Below are 22,925 nucleotides of genomic sequence, written 5' to 3'. Positions count from 1 at the left end.
CCGCCTGCCGCTCCTTGCGCGCATCGGAAGGCCACCACGGGCCAGGCATCTGTGCTTGACCGTAGGAAAGTTATCCGATGCAGATTAGAGGAAGCAGAAAGGCGTGTCAAGAATTCAACAATCGTGCGCACCCCCGCGCGCACGATTGTTGTTCGGCAGCTCAGGCCGTGGTCGGGCGCAGCACGCGGCGCGGCTGCTTCTCGCCGCGCACGACCGAACGCAGCAGTTGCGTGAAGCCGCTCATCTCGGCTTCGAACTCGATCATCGAGACATCGCCGCCGTCGAGGAAGCGCGGCAGGTAGTAGCGTGCATCCGGGTCGTCCAGGTCGACCAGGCCGGGCACGCAGGTGGTGGCGGTGGTCACGCCGGCGGCGCGCATCACGTCCGGCGCATAGCTGTCGTAGCTGCCGCTGGGGTAGCAGTAATGGGTCGGGTACGGCAGGCCGGCGGCGCGGATGCGCTCGCGGTTGCGTTCGATGTTTTCCTGGTTGCGGTGCGGCTGCCCCGGCAGGTAGACGTGCACGTGGCCGTGCAGCTCGATGCGGCAGCCGCCGGCCGAGGCCTCGCGCAGTTCGTCCTCGGTCATGTAGCTGAAGCGGCGCGAAGCCAGGTCGAGCTCGCCGGGACGCACGCCCAGGCTGGCGCCGAAGCGTTCCAGGCAGCCGGCCACCGCCTGCGGCGCCTGGGCCTGCACCCATTTCTCGGCGGCGCCGACCAGGCGTTCGCGCTGGCGCGGGTCGGCCAGGTTCCAGATGCCGTCCAGGTTGTCGTCGTAGCCGCTGAGCGTGACTTCGCGCGCGCCGGCCTTCCAGGCCAGGTAGCGCAAGGTCACCGGCACGATCGGCGTGCCGGCGTCGCAGGCCTCGCTGTGCAGGTAGAGCACCGGCTTGTGGCCGTACTCGGCCAGCGAAGGCAGCAGGTCGCGGTAGGTCGAATACCAGCCGTCGTCGATGGTCACCGCCACCGGGATGCCGCCCGGGTTGGCGCCGGGCTGGGTCGCCTGTTCCAGGCTGGCCGGGACGAAGCCGCGGCGCTTGAGCCAGTCGAGGCGCTGGCGCAGCTGCGCACGGGTGCAGAACAGCTTGGGATTGTAGTGGCGCTCGTCGCCGATGCTGCCGGCGTGGTAGCAAAGGATGCGCGGGTTCTTGCGGGTGGCTGCGCGCATCAGGGCGAACAGCCCGGTGTATTTGGCGGCGTGGAGGATGAGCGTCTTGATGTTCATGGAATCGCCTGGTCAGGACAGTGTTGCGCCTACGATGGCGGGTACAAGCGAGGCGGCAACGGCAACACCCCGCGCGTGCGCAAGCCCCCTGGCCGCGGACGCGCCGGCGGCTGGCTTGCGGCCCTCTTGCTTTATTTATATCGATCAATTTATCTTGGATTTCACAATTGCTGCGCACGATTGAATGCAGCATGGATGACAGGAAGCCCGTATTGACGGGCTTTCCTTATAGAAATCAAAGAAATTTCATTCAGGAATCAAATTGCGATATTGCACTGTGCCATCAATTTATATTTAACAATTTAAATTGCTTTTATGAAGCGTGCATGGCGGGGCCGCTGCGGCGAGCGCGCAGGGGTATGCATCCGGACGGTTCCGGATAAAGAAGGGACGAGAAAAGTAACCGAGGCAGGCCGCGGGTGCGGCCGCCGGTCAGCCCTTGGCGGCCGGGTGGCGGCGCGCCCAGGCGGCTTGCGCGCGCCGTGGCCAGACCAGCGACCAGGAGGCGGGGCGGTACTGGCCGGCGGCCTGCAGGGCGCGCCGCTTTTCCGAAGTGGCGGTGGCGTTCTTGACCGCCTGCTCGTCGTGCGAGACGAACAGCGCGCGCGCGCCGCCCTCCTCCGGCACCGTGCGCAGGTAAGCCAGGTGCGGGCTGATGATCTCGACCACCGGGTCGTAGAACCAGCTGCCGGCGATCATGCCCAGGGCATCCGGGTGCAGTTCATACAGGTCGACGCAGCAGCGGTAGCACTCGTTGCGGCCTTCCTCGTCGAACTCGTCCTGATACAGGCGGTTCACGTGGATCTCGAACCAGGGCTTGAAGCCGCCGGCGCGCGCAAACAGCAGGGCGCGGCCCGGCAACTGCAGCAGCCCCCCCTTCCACAGCATCGACCGGCCGATGCCCGAGCGCGGGTCGATCACGCTGGAGGCGCCCGCGTACAGGCGCAGCGTGGCCAGGCCGAACTCCTTCAGGAAGACGTCGCTGTACAGGCGGCAGAACGGCAAAAAGGCTTCGTCGTGGTTGGCAATGCGCGCGAACTGGCGCAACTGGTGCTGGCGCACGCGCGGCGGCAGGCGGGCCATCAGCTCGCTGGCCAGGGAATCGCGCACGCCCATCAGCACGGCGGCCAGCAGGAAGGAGGCGCCGGCCTGTTCGCCGCGCTCGGCCACCACCGCGTCGTGCATGGCGCGCGCCGCCGGCGGTATCGCCTTGAAGCCGGCATGGGGAGCGGGGTTGGCGAAGTGCGCGAGGAAGGCGCGCACGCGCGCGGCCGCATCGGGCAGATGCACCGCGCACAGCGCGAGGGCGCGCTGCAACTGGTCGGAGAGGCGGGATTCGAAGCTGAAAGTCTGGTGCGCTGGCATGGTCTTGTTCCTGGGTGGCCGCAGCCGGTTCGTCCAGTGCAAGACGCCATGCGCAGCCGCAGGTGAAGTGTATCTTCGTTTATATTCCTGCAACAATTACTTTATCGCAAATCCAACCGTGCCGCCCGCACGATTGGCATCGATGCGCAGGCTGCGCTCAGACCAGGACTTCCGGTACCTCGGGATGGCTGAGGAAGCCCTGGGGGCTGGCCGAACGGCCGTAGGCGCCCGACTGGAACACCACCACCAGGTCGCCGACCTCGGCCTGCGGCAATTCCATGCGCTCGCCCAGCACATCGAGCGGCGTGCACAGCGGGCCGACCACGGACGCCGTTTCCAGCGCCGCATTCGCGCCCATGCGGTTGCCGATCGCGACCGGATAATTCTTGCGGATCACCTGGCCGAAGTTGCCCGAGGCCGCCAGGTGGTGGTGCAGGCCGCCGTCGGTTACCAGGAAGACCTGGCCGCGCGAGACCTTGCGGTCGACCACGCGCGCCACGTAGACGCCGGCTTCGCCGACCAGGTAGCGTCCGAGTTCGATCGAGAGCTGGGCATCGGGCAGCCCGGCTTTCACGCGCGGCAGGGCGGCTTCCAGCGCGGCGCCGATCGGCGCCAGGTCGAGCGCCGCTTCGCCTGGGAAGTACGGAATGCCGAAGCCACCGCCGATGTTCAGGATGCGCACCGGATCGCGCGCGTCCTGGGCCAGGCGCTCGGCCAGCAGCAGGGTCTGGGCCTGGGTCTCGATGATGGCCTCGGCCTTCAGGCTTTGCGAGCCGCTGAAGATGTGGAAACCCAGCACGTTCAGCCCGAGGTCGGACGCCAGCGCCAGCATGCGCGGCGCCTCCTCGGCGTCGATGCCGAACTGCTTGGCGCCGCCGCCCATGCGCATTCCCGAGCCCTTCAGCTCGAAGTCGGGGTTGATGCGCAGGACCAGCAGCGGTGCGATGCCGAGTTCGTTGGCGATGCGCGCCAGGGCGCGGATCTCGCGCTCGGATTCGGCGTGCACCACGGCGCCGGCGGCCACCGCACGCGTCAGTTCCGCGTCCGACTTGCCCGGGCCGGCAAAGCTGATGCGGCCTGGTGCCATGCCGGTGTCCAGCGCCACCTTGAGTTCGCCGGCGGAGGCCACGTCGATACCGTCGACCAGGCCCGCCATGTGCTGGACCAGGGCCGGCATCGGGTTCGCCTTCATCGAGAAATGCAGCTCCACGGCTGGCGGCAGGTGGGCGCGTACGTGGGCCACGCGCTCGCTCAACAGGCGGCGGTCGTAGGCATAGAAAGGCGTGCTGCCGACGCGCTGGGCCAGGCGGGTGAGCGGGATGCCGCCGACCTGCAGGCAGTCGTCGACCACGGGGAACAGGGTCTGGGCGGCGTGGACGGGCTTGGCGTTCATGGGGTCTCTTCAAACATCGTCAGGTATTGCATGCGCAGGGTCTTGCGGTCGATCTTGCCGTTCGGGTTGCGCGGGAAGGCGTCGTTCACGAAGGCGATATGCGCCGGTACCATCCAGGCCGGCAGGCGGCGCTGGCATTCCTTCAGCAGGGCCTTGTCGCTGAGGTCCGCATCCTTGGGCAGCGCCAGCAGCACGATGGCCTGGCCCAGCTGCGGATGCGGGACGCCAAAGGCGACCGTCTCGCTTACCAGGCCGGTCGCGTACACGGCTTCCTCGACCTCGTTCGGGCTGACGCGGTAGCCGGACACCTTGATCATGTCGTCGCTGCGGCCGATGAAGTACAAATAGCCCTCTTCGTCCATGCGCACGGTGTCGCCGGACCAGACGGCCATCTCCGTCAGCGGCAGCGCCGGGTCCTGCCCAGGGGCCGGCTTGAAACGCTCGGCGGTTTTCACGGGATCGTTCCAGTAGCCGAGCGAGACCAGGGCGCCGCGGTGCACCAGTTCGCCCGGCTCGTGCGGATCGCAAGGCGTGCCGTCGGGCCGCACCACCAGCACCTGCGCATTCGGAATCGCGCGGCCCATCGAGTCGGGACGGCGGTCGAGTTCCGAAGGCGGCAGGTAGGTCGAGCGGAAGGCTTCGGTCAGGCCGTACATCAGGAACAGTTCGGCGCGCGGCAGGGCGGCGCGCAGGGCGGCCACTGTCGTCGTCGGCATGGCGCCGCCGGAATTGGTCAGATAGCGCAGCGTGCAATCCTGCGGCCAGGGCAAGGCGCACAGCTGGAACCACAGCGGCGGCACGGCCGCCAGGCCGGTGATGCGCTCTTCCACGACCGCCTTCAGCACGTCCTTCGCGAACAGGTGGTTCAGCAGCACCGCCGTGGCGCCGGCGAGGAAGGCGCAGGTCAATTGGCTCAGGCCATAGTCGAAGCTGAGCGGCAGCACCGACAGGAGGCGGTCCTGCGGCGTGATATGCAGATAGCTGGCCACGCTGCGGGCGCCGGCCACCATGTTCCGGTGCGACAGCACCACGCCCTTCGGCTTGCCGGTGCTGCCCGAAGTGTAGAGGATGGCGGCGATGTCGGCGTCGATGGCGCGGCGCGCAGCCAGCACAGCCTGTTCCGGTGCCACTTGTGCTGCATCCCAGGCACGCGCGTCGAGCGTGGCGTGCGAACCCGTGGCGCCGGTGACGAACACCGTGCGCAGGTCCGGGCAGCCAGCCAGCGCCTCGCCCAGCTGCGCCAGGCGCTCGGGGGAGGTGAGCAGCACGCGCACATTGCAGTCGGCCAGGATGTGGGCGACCTGCTCGGCCTTCAGCTGGGGATTGACCGGCACGAACACGGCGCCGGCCAGCGAGGCGCCGAACATGGCGGCCACGTTCTCGATGCGCTTTTCCAGGAACACGGCGACGCGCTCGCGCGGCTGCACGCCGGCCGCGACCAGGGCGCCGGCGGCGGATGCGACAGTCTGCGCCAGGGCGGCGTAGTCGAGCCGCACCGCGCCATGGGCGAGCGCCTCGGCGCCGGGCGTGCGGCGCGCGGAATCGAAGATGAAGTCGTGGATCAGGTCAGCCATGGCAAACGGGTTCGTGGGCGGCGCCGGCAACCGGCGCGCAGCCCGCAATCTTAACAGCTTGCAGCTTTCGACCGCAGCACGGTTTTCGTGTCTTGTGGCAAATTTTTCAACACAGGGTTTATACTGGCCCCATGCTCGCATCCCCGTCTTCCACCCGTCCGCTGATTCCCCTGGCACCGGTCTTGTCCGCCTCCTCGTTCCGGCGTGCGGCCAGCGCATCTGCCAACGTCCCGGCGCGCACCGTGCTGGACGCCGGCGCCCACCGCCTGGTGACGAGCGGACGCGTGGCCATCGCCCTGGCCTTGCGCGAACTCGGCGTGCAAGCCGGCGACACGGTGCTGGTGCCGGCCTACCACAGCCCCTCGATGATCCCGCCGGTGCTGTGGCGCGAGGCCACGCCGGTGTTCTACCGGGTCGGCCCGGATGCCCGCGTCGACCTGGACGACCTGGCCGCGAAGATCGATGCGCGCACGCGCGCCGTGATGGTCACCCATTACTTCGGCTTCCCCCAGGACATGGAGGCGATCCGCGCCCTGTGCGACGCGCGCGGCATCGCCCTGGTCGAGGACTGCGCCCACGCCTTTATCGGCGAACATGCCGGCCAGCCGCTGGGCAGCTGGGGCGACTATGCGATCGCCAGCAGCATGAAGTTCTTCCCGATCTACGAAGGCGGCGCCCTGGTCTCCAGAACCCGCAGCCTGGACCAGGTGCGGGTGCATTCGGCCGGCGCCGGCTTCGAGGCGAAAGCGCTGCTCAATTCGCTGGAGCGCGGCTTTGCCTACGGCCGCCTGCGGGGCGTGCAGGCCGCCCTGTGGCTGCCGCTGCGCGCAAAGAGCGCCCTCTGGGGCATGCTCAAGCGCGGCCGCAAGACCCCGGCCAGGTCGCTGGCGCCGGACTCCTCGGACAGCAGCTTCAATTTCGACCCGCGCTGGCTCGACAAGCGATCTTCGCTGTTCGCGCGCAGCATGCTGACCCTGGCCTCGCCGGCGCGCATCCAGGCGCTGCGCCGCAGCCACTACGGGCGCCTGGACGCGGCCCTGCGCGGCCTGCCCGGCATCCGTCCCTTGCACGCGCAACTGCCGGACGGCGCCTGCCCCTGGGTTTATCCCCTGCTGGCCGACGACCCGGAAAGCCTGTTCGCGCGCCTGAAAGCCGCCGGCGTACCGCTGACGCGTTTCGGTTACCCGCTGTGGCAAGGCATGGATGCCGGCACCTGCCCGAACGCCGCCATGCTGTCGCGCCAGGTGCTGTCCCTGCCCTGCCACCAGGAGCTGCGCGACACGGAAGTCGACTGGCTAGTCGCGACCGTGCGGGAGGCGGTGCTGGCATGAGCTGGACCGTTTATCCCGCACGCGACTTTGCGCGCCATGCCGCCGACTGGGAACGCCTGCATGCGAATGGCCCGGCCACCAGCCTGCTGGCGGTCGACTTCGTGGCGCCGCTGGTCGAACAGTTCGGCCGCGAGCATGACCTGCTGGCGGTCTGGCGAAATCAAGGTGCGATAGCCGCCATGGCCATCGTGCGCCCGACCCGGCGCGGGGCCTGGGCCACCTTGCAGCCGGCGCAGGCGCCGCTCGGCCTGTGGCTGCAGCAGCCCGGCCTGGACACGGAAAAGCTGGCGCGCAGCCTGCTCGGCGCCCTGCCCGGCTTTCCGCTGATCGTCGCGCTGACCCAGATGGACCCCTTCCTGATGCCGCGCCCGGACGACGGCCCCTGCACGCGCACCCTCGACTATATCGACACCGCGCGCGTGACGCTGGCCGGCAGCTTCGACGATTACTGGGCCGGACGCGGCAAGAACCTGCGCGGCAATTTGAAGAAGCAGCGCGCGCGCCTGGAACGCGAAGGCATCGCCACGCGGCTGCAGATCGACCGCGATCCCGCAGCGATGGCGCAGGCCGTTGCCGACTACGGCCGCCTGGAAAGCTCGGGCTGGAAAGCCGGCAAGGGCACGGCCGTGCACGCCGAGAATGCCCAGGGCCGCTACTACCGCGCCATGCTCGAAGCGCTGGCCGGCCGCAACGCCGCGGGTGTTTACCGGTATTATTTCAACGAACAGCTGGTCGCGATGGACCTGTGCGTGGAAGACGCCGACAGCATCGTGGTCCTGAAGACCAGCTACGACGAGAGCGTACCGAGCAACTGGTCGCCCACGCTGCTGATGCGCGAGGAAGCCTGCCGCGCCCTGTTCGACGCCGGCCGCTTTGCCCGCCTCGAGTTCTACGGCCGCGTGATGGAATGGCACCTGCGCTGGACGGACGAGGTACGCACTATGTACCATGTTAATTATTACCGCTGGCCCGGACTGCGCCGCCTGCACACGATGCTGGAATCGAAGTTGAACACGCGCAGCCGGCCCGCCCCCTCACCGACGACGAGCTTATGAAGTACCTTGAAGAAGTCAAAACCCTCCTGATCGACGTGATGAACCTCGGCCCCGCCGGCCAGGCCCTCAGCGCCGATTCGCCGCTGCTGGGCAGCCTGCCCGAACTCGACTCGATGGCCGTGGTCACCCTGATCGGCGCCCTCGACGAGCACTTCGGCATCGCCATCGACGACGACGACATCAGCGCCAGCACCTTTGCCACCCTCGGCAGCCTGGCCGCCTTCGTCGAAGAGCGCGCACAGTAAATGGGCGCGCCCGGCCACGCTCCCGCCGACGCCTTTTTCCTCGACACAGCGGACGGCCCGCGCTTTTGCCTGTATCACGCCCCCGTGGGCGAGTGCCGCGGCGCGCTGGTCTACCTGCACCCGTTCGCCGAGGAGATGAACCGTTCGCGGCGCATGGCCGCGCTGCAGGCACGCGCCTTTGCCGCGCAAGGCATTGCCGTGCTGCTGCTGGATTTGCACGGCTGCGGCGACAGCGCCGGCGACTTCGGCGACGCCTCCTGGGATGGCTGGCTGCGCGACATCGCGGCAGCGCGCGGCTGGCTCGAAACCAAGACCGGCTGCACCGCCGGCCTGTGGGGCCTGCGCCTGGGCGCCCTGCTCGCGGTCTGCCACGCCCAGCGCGCGCCAAGGCCGCCGGCACGCCTCCTGCTGTGGCAGCCGGTGACGATCGGCTCGGGCTACCTGAACGGGTTTCTGCGCCTGAAACTGGCGGGCGAACTGCTGGCCGGCGGCAGCGACAGCGGCGGCACCGACGCCCTGCGCGAAGCGTTAAAAGCCGGGGAATCGCTGGAAATCGCCGGCTACACGCTGGGCCCGGCGCTGGCCGACGGCATCGACGGCGCCGATGCGCGCGCCCTGGCGCCGCGCTGCACTATCGACTGGTGCGAAGTGGTGGCGGCGCCGGAACGCCCCTTGCCGCCGGCGGCCGCGCGCGTGGTCGAGACCTGGCGCCTGCAGGGCAGCCGCGTGAACGTGCACCTGGCCGCCGGCCCGCAATTCTGGGCCGCGCCCGAGACCGTCGATTGCCCGAACCTGATCGCGGCCAGCAACGCCGCCCTGACCCACAATGCAGCCAAGGCCGCCGATGCCTGAAGAACGCGCCCTTTCCTTCGCCTGCGGCGACGCCTGGCTGGTCGGCATCGTCAGCCTGCCCGCCGTGACGACTACGCCGCAGCCGCGCGGCGTGCTGATCGTGGTCGGCGGCCCGCAATACCGCGCCGGCAGCCACCGCCAGTTCACCCTGCTGGCGCGCGACCTGGCCGCCGCCGGCGTGCCGGCGATGCGCTTCGATTACCGCGGCATGGGCGACAGCGAGGGCGAGCTGCGTTCATTCGACAATGTCGACCAGGACCTGCGCGCGGCGATCGACCGCTTCTTCCTCGAAGTGCCGGATATGCGCGAAGTGGTGCTCTGGGGCCTGTGCGACGGCGCCTCGGCCGCCGCCATGTACGCGCCTCAGGATGCGCGCGTGGCCGGACTGGTGCTGCTCAATCCCTGGGTACGCACCGAGGAAGGCGCGGCGCGCGCCACCATCAAGCATTACTACCGCGCGCGTTTGTTCGATGCGCGCCTGTGGAAAAAGGTCGCCAGCGGCCAGTTCGACGTAAAGGCCTCGGTGCGCGGCTTGTGGCAAGACCTGGGCAAGGCCTTCAGGCCGCGTCCGCAGGCCGAAGCCGGCGTCAGCCCTGGTACAACCGCGCCGGCAGCGGCCCCACTGCCCGAGCGCATGCAGCATGCGCTCACCCGTTTCGGCGGCCGCGTGCTGGTGGTGCTGAGCGGCGCCGACCTCACGGCCCAGGAATTCGCCGACCTGTCATCGCGTCCCGGCGCCTGGCAAAAGCTGCTCGCCGCGCCGCGCTTCACGCGCCAGAAGATCGACAAGGCCGACCACACCTTCTCGCGCCGGCCCTGGCAAGACCAGGTGTCGAACTGGACCCGCGACTGGCTGCGCTCCTGGTAAACAGTCCTGCGTCAACGCATCCTTACGGGCCGCAATATACGGAAGTATATAACGCTGTTACACTGGCGGGAATAACCCATCAGGAGGACTTCCCGTGTCTGCCGTGACCACCCGCCGTTTCCTTGCCAGCGCCGTCCTGTTCGCGGCCAGCACCCTCTCCCATGCCGCCGAGATCACCGTGTCGGCCGCGGCCAGCCTGACCGACGCCTTCAAGGAAATCGCGCAAGGCTATGAAGCCGCCCACCCGGGCAGCAAGGTGCTGCTGAACTTCGCCGCCTCGGGCGCCCTGCTGCAGCAGATGGCCAAGGGTGCACCGGTCGACGTATTCGCCTCGGCCGACCAGGAAACCATGGACGCGGCCGTCAAGCGGAAGCTGGTGTCGCCAAGTGAGCGCGTGAATTTCGTACGCAACACCCTGGTCCTGGTGGTACCAGGCGACAGTACCCTGGCCATCAAGCGCCTCGACGACCTGCGCCAGGAAAAAGTGACGCGCCTGGCCGTCGGCAACCCGGCCGGCGTGCCGGCCGGCCGCTACGCCCAGGACGCCCTCGAGGCGGCGAAGCTGTGGGCGCCGCTGGGGCCGAAAATGATCATGACCCTGAACGTGCGCCAGGCGCTCGACTACGTGGCGCGCGGCGAAACCGATGCCGGCTTCGTCTACGGCTCGGACGCCGTCGCCTTCAAGGGCAAGGTCAAGGTGGCGATGGAAGTGCCGCTGTCGACCGCGATCAGCTACCCGATCGCCGCCACCGCCGGCGCCAGGGATGCCGCCGAAGCGCGCCGCTTCATCGCCTGGGTGCAAGCCCCGGCGGCCCAGGCCGTGCTGGCGCGCTACGGCTTCATGAAGCCTTGATGCCTACCCGATGCACCCGACCTGGACCGCCCTCGCCCTGTCGCTGAAAGTCGCCTGCTGGGCGACCGCGATTGCGCTCGTGCTGGGCGTGGCGGTCGGCTTCCTGCTGGCGCGGCGCCGCTTTCCGGGACGCGAACTGCTGGACACGATCCTGACCCTGCCGATGGTGATGCCGCCCACCGTGCTCGGCTACTACCTGCTGGTGCTGCTCGGCCGCAAGGGCTGGATCGGGCAAAGCCTGCAGGACTGGTTCGGCATCAACCTGATCTTTACCTGGCAGGGCGCGGTGATCGCCGCCGCCATCGTCGCCTTTCCCCTGGTGTTCAAGCCGGCGCGGGCCGCCTTCGAGACCGTCGACGGCCGCCTGGAAGACGCGGCGCGCGTGCTCGGCATCTCGGAAGCGGCCGTGTTCCTGCGCGTGACCCTGCCGCTGGCCTGGCGCGGCATCCTGGCCGGCGCCCTGCTCGCCTTTGCGCGCGCCATGGGCGAATTCGGCGCCACGCTGATGGTGGCCGGCAGCATTCCGGGGCGTACCCAGACCCTGTCGATCGCCGTCTACGAGGCGGTGCAGGCCGGGCAGGACGACATCGCGAATACCCTGGTCCTGATCACCTCGGCGGTCTGCATCGCCGTGCTGCTGACGGCGGGCCGGCTGGCCCCGGGCCGCGCCGGGTACCGCTAGAATCACCCGATGCAATTCGACCTCGACATCCAGAAGACCCTGCGCTCGGGCAAGCGCACGTTTCATTTGAACCTGCGCCTGCAATCCGACAGCGGGCGCCTGGTCATCCTCGGCCCCTCGGGCGCCGGCAAGAGCCAGGCGCTGCGCGCGATCGCCGGCCTGCTACGCCCGGACAGCGGCCGCATCATGGTCGGCGGCGCCGTGCTGTTCGACGCGCAGCAGCGCATCAACCTGAAGCCGCAGGAACGCCGCATGGGCTATCTGTTCCAGGACTATGCCCTGTTTCCGCACCTGAGCGTACGCCAGAACATCGCCTTCGGCGAAACGCGCGGCTGGCGCAATCCGGGCAGGCAGGCAGGCGGCGAGGCGGTCGAACGCTGGCTCGCCGCCTTTCACCTGGAACACCTGGCGCACCAGCTGCCGGGCGAACTCTCGGGCGGCCAGCGCCAGCGCGTGGCCCTGGCGCGCGCCCTGGTGGCGCAACCGGCGGCCCTGCTGCTGGACGAACCCTTCGCCGCCCTCGACCCCGACTTGCGGATTGTCCTGCGCGGCGAGCTGGACCGCCTGCAGCGCGAACTGGCGCTGCCGATGATCCTGATCAGCCACGATGTGGCGGACGCCGAGGTGTTCGGCGACCACGTGGTGCGCATGAAGGATGGCGCCCTCGATGCGGGAGTCCTCGATGCGCGCTCCCTGATCCTTGCCGAAAAGCAAACGCAAGAGTAGCATCGCGCTTCCCTCGCATCCAACCAGGAGGCCGCATGACGCCGCCCGACAAACCGCATGACCTTCAGCTGCAAGGCTCGCTCTGGCTGACCGCCGGCGGCGAAACCTTTGGCGGTGCGAATCGCCTGACCCTGCTGGCGAAGATCGCCGAGTGCGGCTCGATCACCCAGGCCGCCAAGGCCGCCGGGATGAGCTACAAGGCCGCCTGGGACGCCATCGACACCATGAACAACCTCGCCGGCGAACCGCTGGTGGAACGCGCGGCCGGCGGCAAGGGCGGCGGCGGCACCCGCCTGACGCCGCGCGGCGCCCAACTGGTGGACAACTTCGCGCGCGTGGAACAGGAACACCGGCGTTTTGTCGAACAACTTGGACGGCAGAGCGCACACCTCGCCGACGAATACCTGCTCATCAGGAGAATCAGCATGCGCACCAGCGCCCGTAACCAGTTCCTGGGCAAAGTCGCCTCGGTCAAGACCGGCGCCGTCAACGACGAGATCGCACTCGACGTCGCCGGCGGCCACCGCATCGTGGCCGTCATCACCCACGGCAGCACCCAGGAACTCGGCCTGAAGCCGGGCGCCGAGGCGTTCGCCCTGATCAAGGCCTCATCGATCATCCTGGTCGCGGCAAACGAAACCGCACGCTTCTCGGCGCGCAACCAGTTGCGCGGCACCGTGTCGCGGGTCCAGCCGGGCGCCGTGAACACCGAAGTCGCGATCGAGCTGGACGGCGGCGTGGCGGTGGCGGCGATCGTGACCAACGACAGCAGCGAGGCATTGGAGCTGGCGGTGGGCAAGAGCGTGATGGCGATTTTCAAGGCATCGAGCGTAATCCTGGCGGTGCCGGACTGAGGCCGACAAGATCGTTTTCGGCGCCAAACAGGGCCGGTGCCGGCAATACAACATGCATAACCGATCAATATTCTGCATTAATTAATAGATATAGAATAAAATTTGCATATTCGTGTTGTACTTACAATAAGCTATCTTTTTGCACGGCTAGCAACTTATTAACTGAAAATATCTTAGAAGTTATTTATTTTTCGTAAAGTTCCGTGGCAAAATCCGCTACTGAATTCATTCCCAACGGAATGTCAATACAGTACGGAGTATGTCGTTGCTAGCCTTTCTCACATCAGTAAAACGCCGGTTTTTCCCGCATCCGCCGCTGACGCACAGCGCCAGGATCGAGCTGGAGGCGGACCTGGGCGGCCTGCTGGCGGACGATCCCGGCGCCGAAGCAGTGATCGCACGCTGCACGCAATGGCTGTGCCTGGCCCAGGACAAGTCGGCGTCGCATGACGGCGGCGTCGCGCGCGACTACTCCCTGCTGACCGGCTGGGCGACGTCCTATCCCGAAACCACCGGCTACATCATCCCGACCATGATCGCCATGGCGCGCCGTGACGACGACGCCGGCTTGCACGCACGCGCCAGGCGCATGCTCGACTGGTGCGTGGCGATCCAGTTCCCGGAAGGCGGTTTCCAGGGCGGGAAGATCGATGCCACGCCACGCGTGCCCGTGACCTTCAATACCGGCCAGATCCTGCTCGGCCTCGCCGCCGGCGCCGCCGAATACCAGGACCCGCGCTACCTCGACGCCATGCACCGCGCGGCGGCCTGGCTGCGTGACACGCAAGACGCCGACGGCTGCTGGCGCCGGTTCCCGACGCCGTTCGCCAAGCGCGGCGAAAAAGCCTACGAAACCCATGTGTCCTGGGGCCTGTTCGAAGCCGAGCGCATCGCGCCCGGCCACGGCTACGGCGCCGCCGGCCTGCGCCAGGTCGAGTGGGCGCTGACCAAGCAGCAGCCGAACGGCTGGTTCGCATCGAACTGCCTGACCGACGCCGACCAGCCCCTGACCCACACGATCGGCTATGTGCTGCGCGGCGTGCTCGAAGCGCATCTGCTGTCGGGCCGCGCCGATTTGCTGCAGACGGCGGTCCGTACCGCAAACAGCCTGCTCGGCGCCATCGGCCCGGGCGGCTACATGGCCGGCCGCCTGGACCGCAACTTCAGCCCGGCCGCCAACTATGCCTGCCTGACCGGCTCGGTGCAGATCGCGCATTGCTTCTTCCTGCTCTACCGCCTGACCGGCGAAGGCCGCTACCTGGGCGCCGGCCGCATGCTGACGGCCTTTGTGCGGCGCACCGTGCGCCTGGAGGGCGACGACGCCCGCACCGGCGGCATCAAGGGCTCGTTCCCGGTGAACGGCGACTACGGCCAATGGCAGTACCTGAACTGGGCGGCAAAGTTCTGCATCGACGCCAACCTGGTGGAAATCGAACTGGCGAATGCCGGCTCGCTCGGCGCCGGCGCCAGCGCCAATGCCACCGCCAATGCTTGAACCGCTGAAGAAGCTGGCGCGGGCGCTGCTGGAGGGCGCGCGCCGCCGCCGCAACGCAAGGCAGGTCAGACGCGCCAGCCGCCAGGTCACCCGCGCCGAGCTGGCGCGCGACCTGGCCAGGCTGGGCATCGCGCGCGGCGACACGCTGTTCGTCCACTCTTCGCTGAAGAGCCTGGGCTATGTGGACGGCGGCGCGGCGGCCGTGATCGGCGCCCTGCAGGATGCGGTCGGTCCGGAAGGCACCCTGCTGGTGCCGACCTATTACCTGCCGGCCGGCACCGTCAAGGCCACCTGCGAGATGGCGGGCTATGTGTTCGACCCGAACAGCCACGGCACCAACATGGGGCGGCTGCCCGAGACCTTCCTGGCGCTGGCGAGTCACCGCAGCGTGCACCCGACCCATTCCGTCTCGGCCTGGGGCCGCCACGCGCGCTACCTGACCGAGGCCCACCACCTGGCGCCCTCGATCTTCGGCGAGGGCTCGCCCTGGCAGCGCTTCGTCGGCATCGAAGGCGCCAAGGTGCTGGGCCTGGGCGTGTCGATGGGTCCGGTGACCTTCTACCACGTCGTCGAGGATGCGCTCGGCGACGCCTTCCCGGAAGCGGTCTGGGAAGCGCGCACCTACCGCTTGCCCTGCCTCGACCGCGAAGGCCGGCGCTGGGAAGTACCGGTGCGCCCGTTCGCGCCGGCCGTGGCGGGACGCCGCATCGACTACCCGCAACGCGAGGATCTGCGCGCCTATTTCGGCGCCGAGTTCGACGGCGCCGGCTTGCGCGTGAACGGCCAGGTCGGCGACGCGCCGGCATGGTTCATTCCGGCCCAGGCTTTCTTCGACCATCTGCGGGTCCTCGCCGCCGACGGCATCACGATCTATTCGACGCCCGAGCAGCTGACTGCGCGGCCGCTGTCCGGCGCTGGCGCGCCCGCGATGGCGTCCGCCAGAACGCCGCAGGCTGGCGTCAAGGCGTAGCGCGGCCGGCGATGCAGGCCGCGAAATCCTGGAAAGCGCCATATGCCGGCGCCCCGCCCCATGGCTTGCCGCAGAGGTCCAGGCCCGCTTCCGCGCTGCCCGCGCGCGCCGGCGCCTGGCCGCGCCAGCGCAGGTCGCGCGCCGCCACATCGCCGAACAATGCCCGCTGCGGGTGCCGTCCCAGGTACAGCTGCCAGATCGGCGTGGCCAGGTTGTCCCCGGCGCGCACGCTGCCGCCGGCATCGCTGCGGATCGGCCCGTCGACCAGGTTGCCCTCCAGCGCCGCGCTGCTGGTGGGAAAGCGTACCTGCACGCCGGCCGTGTCGAGCAGGGTGTTGTCGACGATGCGCGACCGCGCCGCGCTGTTCAGGTAGATGCCGACATCCGCGCAGCCAGCGACCAGGTTGGCGCGCATGATGCCGTCCTCGTGCTCGGTGATGCATTGGCGGTCGCGGCAATACGGCTTGCCGGTGCCGCCGCCGCCAAAGGACAGGCCGATGCGCTGCCCGCGCTCGCCCAGCAGTTGTTCCTCGCACAGCACCACATTGCGCTCGAATACCGTGCGCTGGGCGCCGCCCTTGGCAAAGGCGCCATAGCTGATGCGGTCGCCGCTGCCCTTGACGAAGTCGCGGATGATGTTCGCGCGCACGGTCCAGTCGCTGGCGCCGACCAGGTCGACCGGCGTCACCGGCCTGGCGGTGCGCCGCACGCCGGTGTTCGACAGGGTATTCGCTTCGATCAGGCCGAAGTCGGGAAACGCGCCCTTCTCGCCGTTGATCTTGAAGTGGGCATTGAAGTCCACCAGCGTGTTATTGCGGGCGACGAAATGGTGGGCGCGGCCCACCACGTGGAAGGCGTGCTGGCAGTTGTCGTCGTAGCGGCAGGCGCCGCGGATGCCCAGGTTCTCGAAGCGCCAGTACGGCGCCGACACCGAGAAGCCCTCGGCGGCGTCGAAACGGATCTCCACCGTGCCCGGCCGCGCGGCGCGCACCACGATCGGCGCCGTGTCCAGGCCGGGGCGGCTGGCGAACAGCGTGCCTTTTACGGTATAGCTACCGGGCAGGAAGGTGATGATGTCGCCCGGCACGGCGCTCCCGAAGGCCTGGCGCGCCGCCTCGACGCTGGCGACCACGCGCTCGTTGCCGCCCGGCGCAGGCGGCGCCTCCGGCCGGGCGCCGACCACCAGCGGCGGCATGGCCTGGCGCTGGACGCCCCCGCGGTCCAGGCGCAGCAAGGCGCCCGCCGTGACGCGGCCGGCGGCCTCGATCAGTTCGTTGTGCCCGCTCGTGCGGTGCAGCAGGTAGGGCGCGAGCGCACGCGGCGTGACACCCTGGGACTGCAAATACGCCAGCGCGCAGGCAAGCAGGCCGGCGCACAGCAGCGCCAGCAAGGCCAGCGCCGCGGACAGGCGCTTCACGTTCCGGTCTTGATGTTATGGCGGCTCATCAGGTCGTACATGGTAGGGCGGCTGATGCCGAGGATCTCGGACGCCTTGACGATGTTGCCGTCCACGCGCGCCAGCGCCTTGACGATGGCCTTGTACTCGGCCTCGTCGCGCACCTGGCGCAGGTTGATCGGCTCTTCTTCCAGGCCCTCGCCCGGCAGGCCCAGGTCGTCGGCGACGATGGTGTTCCCGTCGGCCATGATGACGGCGCGCTTGATGTAGTTTTCCATCTCGCGCACATTGCCCGGCCAGTTGTAGGCCTCGATGGCGGCGATCGCGTCCGGCGCGAAGTGCAGCGCGGAGCGCGACTCCTGGGCGCAGAACTTGTTCTTGAAGTGGTGGGCCAGCAGCGCCGCATCGCCTTCGCGCTCGCGCAGCGGCGGAATCGTCACCACGATCTCCGACAGGCGGTAATACAGGTCTTCGCGGAAGCGGCCCGTGGCGCAGAGTTCCTTCAGCTTCTGGTGGGTCGCGCAGACGATGCGCACGTCGACCGGAATCTCTTCATGGCCGCCGACGCGCTCGATCACGCGCTCCTGCAGGAAGCGCAGCAGCTTGGCCTGCAGCGGCATCGGCAGGTCGCCGACTTCGTCGAGGAAGAAGGTGCCGCCGTGGGCCAGTTCGACCTTGCCCTTGGTCTGCTTCGCCGCGCCGGTAAAGGCGCCCTTCTCGTAGCCGAACAGTTCGGATTCGAGAAGGTTTTCCGGAATCGCCGCGCAGTTGATCGCCATGAAGCGTTCCTTGGCGCGCGGGCTGAGCGCGTGCACGGCGCGCGCCAGCACCTCTTTGCCGGTACCGGATTCGCCGAGCAGCATCACCGAGGCCGAGGTCGGCGCCACCTTTTCCACGCTACGGCAGACCTTCAGCATGCTGGGTGCGCGCGAGATCACGCCCGACATCGGCGAATCGGCTTGCTGCTGCTGCATGCGGCGGTTTTCCTGCTGCAGGTTGTGCAGGAAGAAGGCGCGCTGGATCACCAGGTTCAGCACCTCGGGGTCGCAGGGCTTCTGGTGGAAGTCGTAGGCGCCCAGGCCGATGGCTTTCACGGCGTTGGCATGGTCCTGGTTACCGGTGAGGACGATCACGCGCGTGTCCGGCGCCAGCGCCAGGATCTGCTGCAGCGTGGCCAGGCCTTCGGTCGAGCCGTCCGGGTCGGGCGGCAGGCCCAGGTCCATGGTCACCACCGCAGGTTCGTGGCGGCGGATCTGGGCCAGCGCCGCTTCGCGGTCGCCGGCCACGACCACGTCATAGGCGTCCAGGCTCCACTTCAGCTGCTTTTGCAGGCCGGGGTCGTCTTCGATGATCAGGAGTTTCGGTTTATTCTGTGTCACGGTGTTCCTTGTGTCTGCTGGACGGTCAGGCTGCCCGCTCGAGCAGCGCGTCGCGCTGGTAGAGCGGCAGGATGACCTTGAACGTGGTGCCGAGCGACGGCTGGCTGGACACTTCCAGGCGCCCGCCCAGCTCGTTGATGTATTCGCGGCTCTCGAACACGCCGATGCCCATGCCGGCCGACTTGGTCGATTCAAAAGGCTTGAACAGGCGCTCGCGGATGAAGTCCTCGCTCATGCCTTCGCCGGTGTCGGCGATCTCGACCTGCACCGATTCGCCGGCGCGCGCCAACGAAATCGTCACGCTGCCGGTCTTCGGCGTGGCTTCGATCGCGTTCTGGATCAGGTGGCCGAGCACGCGCTCGAGGCGTTCGCGGTCGGCCAGCACGCGCAGGCCGGCCTCCCTGACCTGCAGCTGCGGACGCGGCTCGAACGCCGCCTTGCCCGCCATCGCCTGGCGCACCACCGTTTCCAGGGCCTGCGGCGCCGGCGTTTCCTGGACGTCGATGCGGCTCAGCTTTTGCAGCATCAGGCGCATCTTCTGCACCGACAGCGAGACGGTTTCCAGCATGTCGGCCTGGAACTCGGGATTGTCCTTGTGCTTCTCGGCGTTGGCGTTCATCAGCGACAGCTGCGACACCAGGTTCTTCAAATCGTGCACCACGAAGGTCGACATGCGGTTGAAGGACTCGAACTGGCGCGCCACCATCAACGCATTCGCCGCTTCCTGCTGCGCCAGGTAGCTGGCGGCCTGGCTGCCGGCGATGTCGAGCAGGTCGATCACTTCCCAGTTCAGCTTGATCGGGCTGCGCGCGGTCTGCAGCACCACGAAGCCGAACAGCTGGCTGCCCATCATCAGCGGCACCACCAGCCAGCCGCGCGGGTAGTCCTTCAGCCACTGCGGCAGTTCCAGGCCATCGTATTTTTCCGGCTCGGTGATGGTTTCGCCCAGGTCGATGACCCACTGCGTGCTTTCGAGGAAGCGGCACAGGGCCGAGTCGCCCGGCTCGACCGTGTCGACGGCCGGCACCTGCCAGTGCGCCAGCGGCTCGAAGTTGCCCGACTCGCGCCGCTGCCACAGGACCCCGCCCGGGCTTTCCACCAGCGCCGCCACCGCCTGGATGGCGCGCTCGCCGAGGTTCTCGCCGCCGCCGGACAGGGTGCGCGTGAAGCGCATCCATTCCTCGCGATAGTCGTAGCCGTAGCTGTAGAAATGCTTGCTGATGAAGACCTTCAGCCAGGCGCGGAAGGTGCCCGAGAACAGGATCCCGGCCAGCAGCAAGGCGCCGAACAGGAAGGTCACCTGCATCACCGTGCCCCAGCTGCCGCCGAAGTAGCGCAGATAGTAGCCGGCCGAACCCATCGCCAGCAGATAGATGGCGGAGCCGAACAGCGCGGCCGAGTGGAACATGGCGCGGCGCGACACCGCCAGCGGCGAACTCCAGGACTTGGCGCGCCGCATCGACACCGCAATCAGCGGCACCGTCAGCGCGTTCACCACGCCGCGCGCGGCCCAGATGTCGGGATCGACTTCGCGGAACAGCATCGCGTGGCTGTACAAATAAAAATCGTAGGCGAACATCCCGCCGATGGCCAGGCAGACGAACTTGATGGCCCAGCGTTCCTGGGCCGTCTTGTTGCGGTAGGCCTGCTCGACCAGCAGCATGCCGCCCACGGCCTGGGCCACGCGCGCCGTCACCGGCAGCACCGAGTCGAGCAGGGCCAGGTCCCAGTAGCCGGCGAATGCGGCGCCCAAGGCCAGCAAATAGCAGACGGCGGCGATGAACAGCGAGGGCCGCAGGCCGAACGGCAGGCGGCTGCCCTTTTGATGGTAGTCGCCCAGCAGCACCACCAGGAACAGCGACCAGGCGGCGTTGCGCGCCACTTCCATGGCGTCGCTGAGGTCCGTCCACAGCATCCTGTCGCTGGCGGCCGCGGTCAAGGCGGCGGCCCAGAGCGCCGTGGCGACGCAGGCCAGGGTCAGCACCGGGCCATAGGCGCGCCTGCGCCAGCCGGTCAGCAGCGGCACGGCAAGCGCCACGAAGCCGATGGCGGCAAAGCCATAGCTGAAGGCGGCGATACGGGTCAGGGAAACACTATCCATGGTCTTGGAGGGCGCGCGCGGCAACCGCAAAAAACGGATCCCGGCCGCAGCCGGGACAGGTCGAACCGCACACCCTTAGCGGCCGCTGCGGAACAGCACCACCTTCAGCGTATCGATCAGGATCAGGAAGTCGAGGAACAGGCTGTTGTTCTTCACGTAATACAGGTCGTACTGCAGCTTTTGCAGCGCGTCCTCGGCCGAGGAACCGTAGCCGTAGCGCACCTGGGCCCAGCCGGTGATGCCCGGCTTGATGCTGTGGCGGACGTTGTAGTACGGGACCACTTCGATCAGCTGCTCGACGAAATAGGGACGTTCCGGACGCGGGCCGACGAAGGACATCTCGCCCTTGAAGACGTTCAGGATCTGCGGCAGTTCGTCGATCCGGGTCTTGCGCATGAAGTTGCCCACGCGCGTGACGCGCGGGTCGTTCTGCGCCGCCCACTGCGGCTTGCCGCCCTTTTCGGCATCCGCGCGCATGCTGCGGAATTTATGGACGAAGAAGCTCTTGCCGTCCTTGCCGACGCGCTCCTGCGAATAAAAGATCGGACCGCGGTCTTCCAGCCGCACGGCCAGCGCGGCCAGCAGCATCAGCGGGAAGGTCAGCACCAGGATCGCGGTGCTGCACACCAGGTCGAAGCTGCGCTTCATGAAGGTGCGCACGAAACTCTGGTCGAAACCGCCGCCGAACACCAGCCAGCTCGGCTGGATCGAATCGACGCGGATCTGGCAGGTCTCGCGCTCGAAGAAGGTGGCGGCGTCGGTGACTTTCACGCCCTGCAGCTTGCAGTCCAGCAGTTCCTTGATCGGGAAGCCGCCGCGGCGGTTCTGCACCGAGACCACGATTTCCTGCACGCTGTACTGGCGCGCCAGCTTGACCAGGGAATCGCCCTCGCGCACCTTGAGCAGGCCGTTCTGCGGCACGCACACCTCTTCGCCGGCGCTCGGCAGGAAGCCGGCGATGTCGTAGCGGTGGTAGCGCGCGGCGCGGTCGGCAAGATCGGCGCATTCCTTGGCCAGCGCGCCGCCGCCGAGGAACAGGATGCGCGACTGCAGGAAGCGTGCTTCCGAAGTCTTGAAGAAGATCATGCGCGCCAGGTAGATGCCCGCCGCCGAGAGGGCGAACACCATCAGCAGGATGCCGCGGCCGAGCGACAGTTCGGGCGCGATGTAGAACACCAGGGTCAGGATCAGGAAGCCCATCACGAACGACGGCAGGAGCTTCATCAGGAAGGGGTGGCGCAGGCCGTCCTCGAAGTCGAGCTGGTACATGCCCATCGCACTCATGCTGAACACGATGGCCAGGGCAAAGGCGACGGCCGAGGTAAAGAAATGGTCGAGCGGCGGCAGGGTCACGCCATTGCCGACCTCGATGTAGCGCAGGGCCGCGCCGGCGTAGGCGGCGCCGAGCAGCACCAGCACTTCCACGACCAGCAACACGGAAACGATCTTCGACACGTAGTGGTTAGAGATTCTAAACACGTCAGCCCTCCAGTTCTTCTTGCTTTCTTCTTGCTTATTCGGATACCGCTTGCGACCCTTGCAGGTCGCGGACGTACCAATCCATGGCCTGTTGCAGGCCCTCTTCGATGCGGTGCGTGGGCGCATAGCCCAGCAGCGCCTGCGCCTTGCCGATGTCGGCCTGCGAGTGGCGCACGTCGCCACGGCGGAAGTCGACGTATTCCGGCCGGTGCGCTTCCACGTGCGGGAAGCGCTGGGCCAGCAGGGCGCGCATCATCGCATACAGCTCGTTCAGGCTGGTCCGCTGGTTCAGCGCCACGTTGTAGACCGCGTTCACCGCGTCCGACGGGGCCAGCGCGGCCAGCAGATTCGCCTGCACCACGTTGTCGATGTAGCAGAAATCGCGGCTGGTCTCGCCGTCGCCGTTGATGCGCAGCGGCGCGTTGCGGATCAGCGCCGCCACCCACTGCGGGATCACGGCGGCATACGCGCCGTTCGGGTCCTGGCGCGGGCCGAACACGTTGAAGTAGCGCAGGCCGATCGACTCCATGCCATAGGTGCGGCCGAACACGTTCGCATACAGCTCGTTCACGTACTTGGTCACCGCGTACGGCGACAGCGGGTTGCCGATCACGTCTTCCACCTTCGGCAGGGCCGGGTGGTCGCCGTAGGTCGAGCTCGAGGCGGCGTAGACGAAGCGGCGCACCTTGGCGTCGCGGGCGGCAACCAGCATGTTCAGGAAACCGGTGACATTCGTTTCATTGGTGGCAATCGGATCGTCGATCGAACGCGACACCGAACCGAGCGCGGCCTGGTGCAGCACGAAGTCTACGCCTTCGCATGCGCGCGCACAGTCCGCCACATGGCGAATATCACCTTCGATGAAATTAAATTTCATCCAGGCCTCGTTTGTGACAGATTCTTTCACCTGCTCCAGATTGCGGCGATGCCCGGTCGCGAAATTGTCGAGGCCGGTCACACGCTGGCCGAGCGCGAGCAGCGCTTCGACCAGGTTCGAGCCGATGAAGCCGGCGGCGCCGGTGACCAGCCAATGGTGGCTGTGCTGGCCCAGTTGCTGCCTTACGTCTTGAATCTTATTCACAGTT

Annotated in this window: 20 protein-coding genes; 11 read left to right on the top strand and 9 right to left on the bottom strand. The window is 67.8% G+C overall.

The window, feature by feature from the left end:
* Positions 1–160: 160 nt before the first annotated feature.
* The 4 genes from QPK31_RS02025 to QPK31_RS02010 all read right to left on the bottom strand — a co-directional run bounded on the left by QPK31_RS02025 (position 161) and on the right by QPK31_RS02010 (position 5,554).
* Positions 161–1,222 carry a polysaccharide deacetylase family protein gene (locus tag QPK31_RS02025; RefSeq protein ID WP_290421268.1) on the bottom strand — a complete coding sequence of 354 codons (1,062 nt, stop codon included), beginning with the start codon at positions 1,220–1,222 and terminating at the stop codon, positions 161–163.
* 432 nt (positions 1,223–1,654) lie between these two features.
* Positions 1,655–2,587 carry a hypothetical protein gene (locus tag QPK31_RS02020; protein WP_290421267.1) on the bottom strand — a complete coding sequence of 311 codons (933 nt, stop codon included), beginning with the start codon at positions 2,585–2,587 and terminating at the stop codon, positions 1,655–1,657.
* Positions 2,588–2,744: 157 nt separating this feature from the next.
* Positions 2,745–3,980, bottom strand: coding sequence for a pyridoxal-dependent decarboxylase, exosortase A system-associated (locus QPK31_RS02015; protein ID WP_290421266.1), 1,236 nt, complete (start codon positions 3,978–3,980; stop codon positions 2,745–2,747).
* Entirely contained in the window at positions 3,977–5,554 is a 1,578-nt protein-coding gene (locus QPK31_RS02010; protein ID WP_290421265.1) for an acyl-CoA ligase (AMP-forming), exosortase A system-associated, read from the bottom strand. The genes QPK31_RS02015 and QPK31_RS02010 overlap by 4 nt, the downstream gene beginning before the upstream one ends.
* Before the next feature lie 131 nt (positions 5,555–5,685).
* Between QPK31_RS02010 and QPK31_RS02005 the strand changes: the two genes are divergently transcribed.
* The 11 genes from QPK31_RS02005 (at position 5,686) to QPK31_RS01955 (ending at position 15,485) form a co-directional block, all read left to right on the top strand.
* Positions 5,686–6,885, top strand: a complete 1,200-nt coding sequence (locus QPK31_RS02005; RefSeq protein ID WP_290421264.1) for a DegT/DnrJ/EryC1/StrS aminotransferase family protein — start codon at positions 5,686–5,688, stop codon at positions 6,883–6,885.
* Positions 6,882–7,940: a GNAT family N-acetyltransferase gene (locus QPK31_RS02000; protein ID WP_290421263.1), complete on the top strand. Its 1,059-nt coding sequence runs from the start codon at positions 6,882–6,884 to the stop codon at positions 7,938–7,940. Before QPK31_RS02005 ends, QPK31_RS02000 begins: the two co-directional genes overlap by 4 nt.
* A complete protein-coding gene (locus tag QPK31_RS01995; RefSeq protein WP_290421262.1) occupies positions 7,937–8,185 on the top strand; it encodes an acyl carrier protein in 249 nt (82 codons plus the stop codon). The genes QPK31_RS02000 and QPK31_RS01995 overlap by 4 nt, the downstream gene beginning before the upstream one ends.
* Positions 8,186–9,037 (top strand): hydrolase 2, exosortase A system-associated, encoded by an 852-nt coding sequence (locus QPK31_RS01990; protein ID WP_290421261.1) that lies wholly within the window; start codon positions 8,186–8,188, stop codon positions 9,035–9,037.
* A complete protein-coding gene (locus QPK31_RS01985) occupies positions 9,030–9,905 on the top strand; it encodes a hydrolase 1, exosortase A system-associated (protein ID WP_290421260.1) in 876 nt (291 codons plus the stop codon). Before QPK31_RS01990 ends, QPK31_RS01985 begins: the two co-directional genes overlap by 8 nt.
* 94 nt (positions 9,906–9,999) lie before the next feature.
* Positions 10,000–10,758 (top strand): molybdate ABC transporter substrate-binding protein, encoded by a 759-nt coding sequence (gene modA, locus QPK31_RS01980; RefSeq protein ID WP_374045775.1) that lies wholly within the window; start codon positions 10,000–10,002, stop codon positions 10,756–10,758.
* A gap of 10 nt (positions 10,759–10,768) precedes the next feature.
* Positions 10,769–11,440, top strand: coding sequence for a molybdate ABC transporter permease subunit (modB, locus tag QPK31_RS01975; protein ID WP_290421259.1), 672 nt, complete (start codon positions 10,769–10,771; stop codon positions 11,438–11,440).
* 9 nt (positions 11,441–11,449) lie between these two features.
* Positions 11,450–12,166 (top strand): ATP-binding cassette domain-containing protein, encoded by a 717-nt coding sequence (locus tag QPK31_RS01970; RefSeq protein ID WP_290421258.1) that lies wholly within the window; start codon positions 11,450–11,452, stop codon positions 12,164–12,166.
* 35 nt (positions 12,167–12,201) lie between these two features.
* A complete protein-coding gene (locus QPK31_RS01965) occupies positions 12,202–13,020 on the top strand; it encodes a TOBE domain-containing protein (RefSeq protein ID WP_290421257.1) in 819 nt (272 codons plus the stop codon).
* 265 nt (positions 13,021–13,285) lie between these two features.
* Positions 13,286–14,515 (top strand): hypothetical protein, encoded by a 1,230-nt coding sequence (locus QPK31_RS01960; protein WP_290421256.1) that lies wholly within the window; start codon positions 13,286–13,288, stop codon positions 14,513–14,515.
* On the top strand, positions 14,508–15,485 hold the full coding sequence (locus QPK31_RS01955; protein ID WP_290421255.1) for an AAC(3) family N-acetyltransferase: 978 nt from the start codon (positions 14,508–14,510) through the stop codon (positions 15,483–15,485). The genes QPK31_RS01960 and QPK31_RS01955 overlap by 8 nt, the downstream gene beginning before the upstream one ends.
* Here the strand turns inward: QPK31_RS01955 and QPK31_RS01950 are convergent.
* The 5 genes from QPK31_RS01950 to QPK31_RS01930 form a co-directional block, all read right to left on the bottom strand.
* Positions 15,475–16,902, bottom strand: coding sequence for a right-handed parallel beta-helix repeat-containing protein (locus tag QPK31_RS01950; RefSeq protein ID WP_290421254.1), 1,428 nt, complete (start codon positions 16,900–16,902; stop codon positions 15,475–15,477). The two genes, QPK31_RS01955 and QPK31_RS01950, sit on opposite strands and share 11 nt — an antisense overlap.
* The gene (gene prsR / locus QPK31_RS01945; RefSeq protein WP_290421253.1) at positions 16,899–18,260 is read right to left on the bottom strand and encodes a PEP-CTERM-box response regulator transcription factor; all 1,362 of its coding nucleotides are present in this window, start codon (positions 18,258–18,260) and stop codon (positions 16,899–16,901) included. The genes QPK31_RS01950 and prsR overlap by 4 nt, the downstream gene beginning before the upstream one ends.
* 25 nt (positions 18,261–18,285) lie before the next feature.
* Positions 18,286–20,361 (bottom strand): XrtA/PEP-CTERM system histidine kinase PrsK, encoded by a 2,076-nt coding sequence (prsK, locus tag QPK31_RS01940; RefSeq protein ID WP_290421252.1) that lies wholly within the window; start codon positions 20,359–20,361, stop codon positions 18,286–18,288.
* Between the two features lie 75 nt (positions 20,362–20,436).
* Entirely contained in the window at positions 20,437–21,840 is a 1,404-nt protein-coding gene (locus QPK31_RS01935) for a TIGR03013 family XrtA/PEP-CTERM system glycosyltransferase (protein ID WP_290421251.1), read from the bottom strand.
* A 34-nt stretch (positions 21,841–21,874) separates the two neighbouring features.
* Positions 21,875–22,921: an SDR family oxidoreductase gene (locus QPK31_RS01930; protein WP_290421250.1), complete on the bottom strand. Its 1,047-nt coding sequence runs from the start codon at positions 22,919–22,921 to the stop codon at positions 21,875–21,877.
* Between the last annotated feature and the right edge of the window lie 4 nt (positions 22,922–22,925).

Origin of the sequence: Massilia sp. YIM B02769, assembly GCF_030411995.1 — a bacterium.
Classification (GTDB): domain Bacteria; phylum Pseudomonadota; class Gammaproteobacteria; order Burkholderiales; family Burkholderiaceae_D; genus Telluria.
This window is presented reverse-complemented; position numbering and strand designations above follow the sequence as displayed.